7 protein-coding genes are annotated in these 5,288 nt (G+C 71.1%); 6 read left to right on the forward strand and 1 reads right to left on the reverse strand.

Annotation, left to right across the window (positions count from 1 at the left end; all coding sequences use genetic code 11):
• Nucleotides 1-4: 4 nt before the first annotated feature.
• Nucleotides 5-220: an I78 family peptidase inhibitor gene (locus ACFU99_RS31870; protein WP_384398637.1), complete on the reverse strand. Its 216-nt coding sequence runs from the start codon at nucleotides 218-220 to the stop codon at nucleotides 5-7.
• Nucleotides 221-627: 407 nt separating this feature from the next.
• On the opposite strand from ACFU99_RS31870, the gene gvpO reads away from it, so the two are divergent.
• The 6 genes from gvpO to ctaD all read left to right on the forward strand — a co-directional run bounded on the left by gvpO (nucleotide 628) and on the right by ctaD (nucleotide 5,228).
• On the forward strand, nucleotides 628-930 hold the full coding sequence (gene gvpO / locus ACFU99_RS31875; protein ID WP_384398639.1) for a gas vesicle protein GvpO: 303 nt from the start codon (nucleotides 628-630) through the stop codon (nucleotides 928-930).
• 71 nt (nucleotides 931-1,001) lie between these two features.
• Entirely contained in the window at nucleotides 1,002-1,769 is a 768-nt protein-coding gene (locus tag ACFU99_RS31880) for a GvpL/GvpF family gas vesicle protein (protein WP_384398641.1), read from the forward strand.
• A gap of 65 nt (nucleotides 1,770-1,834) precedes the next feature.
• Nucleotides 1,835-2,806, forward strand: coding sequence for a GvpL/GvpF family gas vesicle protein (locus tag ACFU99_RS31885; RefSeq protein ID WP_384398643.1), 972 nt, complete (start codon nucleotides 1,835-1,837; stop codon nucleotides 2,804-2,806).
• On the forward strand, nucleotides 2,803-3,018 hold the full coding sequence (locus ACFU99_RS31890) for a gas vesicle protein (RefSeq protein ID WP_384398645.1): 216 nt from the start codon (nucleotides 2,803-2,805) through the stop codon (nucleotides 3,016-3,018). Before ACFU99_RS31885 ends, ACFU99_RS31890 begins: the two co-directional genes overlap by 4 nt.
• Nucleotides 3,015-3,341 carry a gas vesicle protein K gene (locus ACFU99_RS31895; protein WP_384398647.1) on the forward strand — a complete coding sequence of 109 codons (327 nt, stop codon included), beginning with the start codon at nucleotides 3,015-3,017 and terminating at the stop codon, nucleotides 3,339-3,341. The genes ACFU99_RS31890 and ACFU99_RS31895 overlap by 4 nt, the downstream gene beginning before the upstream one ends.
• A gap of 186 nt (nucleotides 3,342-3,527) precedes the next feature.
• Entirely contained in the window at nucleotides 3,528-5,228 is a 1,701-nt protein-coding gene (ctaD, locus tag ACFU99_RS31900; protein ID WP_384398649.1) for a cytochrome c oxidase subunit I, read from the forward strand.
• The last annotated feature ends 60 nt before the right edge of the window (nucleotides 5,229-5,288 follow it).

The following is a 5,288-nucleotide window of genomic DNA, read 5'->3' on the forward strand; positions in this document are numbered from 1 at the left end:
GCGGTCAGCCCTTCCAGCAGCGGCGCACCGTGCCGTGCTCGACCTCGAAGTTCAGCCTGCCGCCCTGGTACTCCATGGTGATGATCGCGCCCGGCGGCAGCGCGCGCACCGTGCTCCAGCCGCGCGCGCGGGCCTGCTCCTCGGCCTTGGCGGCGTCGAGGCCGACGTACCGCGCGGGGTCGTCCTCGGGTTCGTAGGGGGGCTTGGGAAGAGGTGCCATGGCAGCCACCGTAGGCCGCCGGGTGCGGCGGCGGAAGTCCGGCCCGTGCCATGGACTCATCCGTGACGCGTTCCCCACTGGTCACACTTCTGTCACAGAAAACCGTCGCCGGTTTGCCGTTACGCGCGTCACTCGTACGGTGCTTCTCTTGCCGTGTCCAAGACACGCTAACGGTCTTCGGATAAATTCCCGGCGCTCTCGCCGGGGAATGCCGGGGGCCGATCGACGCGTCCCGCCATAACATCCGGAGCGGGGTTAGCGGGCGGGCCCGCGCGGCGGAATTCGCGGGGGCACGGCGAAATGCGGGGGCGGGCACATGGATTGCACAAATCCGCCACATCCCGCTCCTGATCCCCGCACAGGTTTGGGCGGGCTCCGGCGCGGTACCCGCTGCCCCGAGGTCACCTATGACAGACACCCCTGAGAAGCGGGACAAGAGCGCGGCGGACGGCGAACCGACGCCGCTGGAACTTCTGCGCGCGGCACGCGAGCAACTGGGCGAACTGACCGGGCGGACGCCCGAGACGGTCTCCCGGTTCGAGCGGACCGACGCCGGCTGGACGGTGGAGGCCGAGGTCGTGGAGGTCACCCGGGTGCCCGAGACGATGAGTCTCATGGCGCTCTACGAGGTGACGCTCGACGCCGCCGGCCGCCTCACCGGCTACCGCCGCGTCCGCCGCTACGAGCGCTCGCGGTCCGACCGCGGCTGACACCCGGCGCCCCTGGTCACCAGTGACCGGGAGAGGGCGCCATGAGAGATCAGGAGAGGAAGACCGGCGACATGACCGCTGAACCCGCCTCCCGCCCACCGACGGACGAAGCGCGAGAAGGCACGTATGTCTACGGCATCGCACGCGGCGAGAAGGTCGAGTGCCCCGAGCCGCTCACCGGCGTCGGCGACCCGCCGCGGCCCGTGCGCGCGCTGAGCGAGGGACGGCTCACCGCGATCGTCAGCGACTGCCCGGAGCGCCTGCGGCCCAAGCGGCGCGACCTGATGGCGCACCAGCAGGTGCTGGCGCGGGTCGGCGAGGTGTCGGCCGTGCTGCCCATGCGGTTCGGCAGCGTCTCCCCCAGCGACAAGGCCGTACGCACCGTGCTCACCGAACAGGCCGAGCGGTACCACGAACAGCTGGAACGGCTCACCGGCCGCGTCGAGTACAACGTGAAGGCCGTACACCGCGAGGACGCGGTGCTCCACCTCGTCCTCGCCGACAGCGCCGAGCTGCGCACCCTCGCCGAGGCCAACCGGGCGGCCGGCGGCGGCACGTACGAGCAGCGGCTGCGCTTCGGCGAACTGGTCGCGGGCAGCGTACGCGAACGCGAGGAGCGCGACGCCCGGCTGGTGGAGGAGGCGCTGCTGCCGCTGTCCGAGGAGAGCCGGCCGGGGCCGGAGAGCGGCGGCTGGTTCGTGAACATGTCCTTCCTCGTCGAGAAGGGCGAGGGGGTCGACGAGCTGCTGAGCACCGTCGACGAGCTGACGGGGAACCACCCGCACATGGAGCTGAACGTGCACGGCCCGCTGCCCCCGTACAGCTTCGTCGAGCCGTGAGCGGGGGCCGCGGGGAGGCCGACGGGCGGCAGGACGCACACCGGAGGACGGGAGGAGGGGTCGCGGTGTCCGAGGGCCCGATGACCGGAGAGCCGTCGCCCGAGGAGTCGGCTGGTGGAGAGCCGACCACCAGGGAGCCGACGACCGGGGAGCCGATGGCCGGGGAGCCGATGACCGGGGAGCTGCTGTACGCCTACGCCGTCGCTCGGGACGCCGAGGCGGCCGACGCGGCGCTCGAAGCGGTCGGCGGCGTGTGCGGCCGGCCCGTGCGGACCGTACGGCACCTGGGGCTCGCCGCGCTGGTCAGCCCGGTGCCCGCCGCCGACTTCGACGAAGCGGGGCTGCGCAGGCGGCTGGAGGATCTGCCGTGGCTGAGCGAGGTGGCGCGCGCCCATCAGCGGGTCGTGGACGCCGCCTCGCGGCAGCGCTGCGTGCTGCCGCTGCGGCTGGCCACCGTCTACCGCGACGAGGCGGGGCTGCGGCGGGTGCTGGCGGCCGAGCGGGAGGAGTTCGGCTCGGTGCTCGACCGGCTGGAGGGGCGGGTGGAGTGGGGGGTCAAGGCGTACGCGGCGGGCGAGGCGGAGGGGGAGGGCGAGCAGCCCACGACGGACGCCTCATCGGGTCGCTCCGGGCGCTCCGGGCGCTCCGGGCGCTCCGGGCGCGACTATCTGCGTCAGCGCGGAGCGCGGCAGCGGGCCCGTGAGGAGCGGTGGCAGCGCGCGGACGACCGCGCCCGCCTGGTGCACGAGACGCTCTCCGCGCTGGCCGAGGGCGTACGGCTGCACCCGCCGCAGGACGCCCGGCTCTCCGGCGACCCGGACCGCAATGTCCTGAACGCCGCGTATCTGGTGCGCCGCGAGCGCAGCTCCGAGTTCACCTCGCGGGTGGGCGAGCTGGCGCAGACGGCGGACGGCATGCGGCTGGAGCTGACGGGGCCCTGGGCGCCGTACTCCTTCGTCGCGCGAGAGGCGTCCCCCGAGCCCTCCCACGAGTCCTCCGGCGGCGAGGAGCGGGGCGGCGGCGGGGCCGGCGCGTGAGGGAACAGGAGCAGCTCGCGCTCGTGGACCTGCTGGACCGGCTGCTGGCGGGCGGGGCGGTGATCGCCGGTGACATCACGCTGCGGATCGCCGACGTCGATCTCGTACGGATCGATCTGCGCGCCCTCATCAGCTCGGTGAACGAGAACGTGCCGTCGCCGTGGGACGGCAGCCCGGTACCGGGGCGGCGGGGGAAGGAGTGGAGCGCGTGAGCGAGCGCACCGTGCACGGCCGGGTCGAGCTGGACCGGGACACCGTCGAGCGCGACCTGATGAAGCTGGTCCTCACCGTCGTGGAACTGCTCCGGCAGTTGATGGAGCGTCAGGCCCTGCGCCGGGTGGACCAGGGTGACTTGACGGAGGATCAGGAGGAGCGGATGGGGATGACCCTGATGCTGCTCTCGGAGCGGATGACCGAGCTGCGCGAGCGGTACGGGCTGAGCGCCGCGGACCTCAACCTGGACCTCGGCCCGCTCGGACCGCTGCTCCCCCCGGAGCCCCCGGAGTCCCCGAAGTCCCCGAAGCCCTCCGAATAAGGCGTAATCCGCACCCCCGCACGTCCCGACGCGCCCTCGCGCAACCGCCGGGCGGCGAGCATCATGGCCTGAGCCCGAATGCTCGTAGGCCCAAGCTCGTAGGCCCATGCTCGTAGGCCCCACGCTCAATGCCCCACAGCCAGGACATCCCAACACCGCGGCGCAGGCGACATCGAGGGAGCGCAGATGGGTGCGGACACCGCACAGGCGGCCGCCGGTCCTCCGGTGCGGGTGCGTCGGCCCGGAAAGTTCGTCGTCGACTGGCTGACCACCACCGACCACAAGAAGATCGGCCACCTCTATCTGATCACGGCGTTCGGCTTCTTCCTGATCGGCGGCGTGCTGGCGCTGCTGATGCGCACCGAACTGGCCCGGCCCGGACTCCAGATCATGACGAACGAGGAGTTCAACGAGGCGTTCACGGCGCACGGCACGATCATGCTGCTGCTGTTCGCGACGCCGGCGTTCGCGGGGTTCGCCAACGAGATCATGCCGTTGCAGATCGGCTCCCCCGACGTCGCCTTCCCGCGGCTGAACATGCTCTCCTACTGGCTGTTCCTGTTCGGCGGGCTGATCGTGGTGGCCAGCCTGCTGATGCCCGCGGGCGGCGCGGCCTTCGGCTGGACCGCGTACGCGCCGCTGAACAGCATGGTGCGGTCGCCGGGCGGCGGCGCCGATATGTGGATCATGGGGCTGGCGCTGGCCGGCTTCGGCACGATCCTCGGCGCGGTGAACTTCCTGACCACGATCATCGGGATGCGCGCGCCCGGCATGACGATGTTCCGGATGCCGGTCTTCACCTGGAACGTGCTCTTCACCTCGATCCTCGTGCTGATGGCCTTCCCGGTGCTGGCGGCGGCGCTGCTCTCGCTGGAGGCGGACCGGCGGTTCGGGTCGGTGGTCTTCGAGGCCCCGTACGGCGGGGCGCTGCTGTGGCAGCATCTGTTCTGGTTCTTCGGCCATCCCGAGGTCTACATCATCGCGCTGCCGTTCTTCGGCATCGTCACGGAGATCATCCCGGTCTTCTCCCGGAAGCCGATCTTCGGCTACATCATGCTGATCGGCGCGACGATGGCGATCACCGGGCTGTCGGTGGTGGTGTGGGCGCACCATATGTTCGCGACGGGCGCGGTGCTGCTGCCCTTCTTCTCGTTCATGTCGTTCCTGATCGCGGTGCCGACCGGGGTGAAGTTCTTCAACTGGATCGGCACGATGTGGCGCGGCTCGCTGTCCTTCGAGACGCCGATGCTGTGGGCGATCGGCTTCCTGGTGAGCTTCCTGTTCGGCGGGCTCACGGGCGTGATCCTGGCCTCGCCGCCGCTGGACTTCCACGTCACGGACACGTACTTCGTCGTCGCGCACTTCCACTACGTGGTGTTCGGGACGGTGGTGTTCGCGATGTTCGCGGGCTTCTACTTCTGGTGGCCGAAGTTCACCGGCAAGCTGCTCGACGAGCGGCTCGGGAAGGTGCACTTCTGGACGCTGTTCGTGGGCTTCCACACCACGTTCCTCGTCCAGCACTGGCTGGGCGTGGAGGGCATGCCGCGGCGGTACGCGGACTATCTGGCGGCCGACGGCTTCACTGCGCTCAACACCCTCTCCACGGTGGGGGCGTTCCTGCTGGGCCTGTCGACGCTGCCGTTCTTCTACAACGTCTGGAAGACCGCGAAGTACGGGCAGAAGGTCGGCGTCGACGATCCGTGGGGGTTCGGCCGCTCGCTGGAGTGGGCGACGTCCTGCCCGCCGCCGCGCCACAACTTCCTGACGCTGCCGCGCATCCGCTCCGAGTCCCCGGCCTTCGACCTGCACCATCCGGAGGTCGTACGGGCGGAAACGCGGGAGGCGGCCGAGCGGTCAGAGGCGGCGGACGGCCCGGAGACCGGCTGACCCGGCCGGCCCGGCCGCGTACACGGAGTACACATGCTTCCGCCGGCGGAAGCACATGGC

The organism is Streptomyces sp. NPDC057654, from assembly GCF_042800135.1.
GTDB lineage: Bacteria > Actinomycetota > Actinomycetes > Streptomycetales > Streptomycetaceae > Streptomyces.

Coding starts and splice junctions, on each gene's coding strand:
- ACFU99_RS31870 (WP_384398637.1), bottom strand. CDS start 220: ATGGCACCTCTTCCCAAGCCCCCCTACGAACCCGAGGACGACCCCGCG.
- gvpO (WP_384398639.1), top strand. CDS start 628: ATGACAGACACCCCTGAGAAGCGGGACAAGAGCGCGGCGGACGGCGAA.
- ACFU99_RS31880 (WP_384398641.1), top strand. CDS start 1,002: ATGACCGCTGAACCCGCCTCCCGCCCACCGACGGACGAAGCGCGAGAA.
- ctaD (WP_384398649.1), top strand. CDS start 3,528: ATGGGTGCGGACACCGCACAGGCGGCCGCCGGTCCTCCGGTGCGGGTG.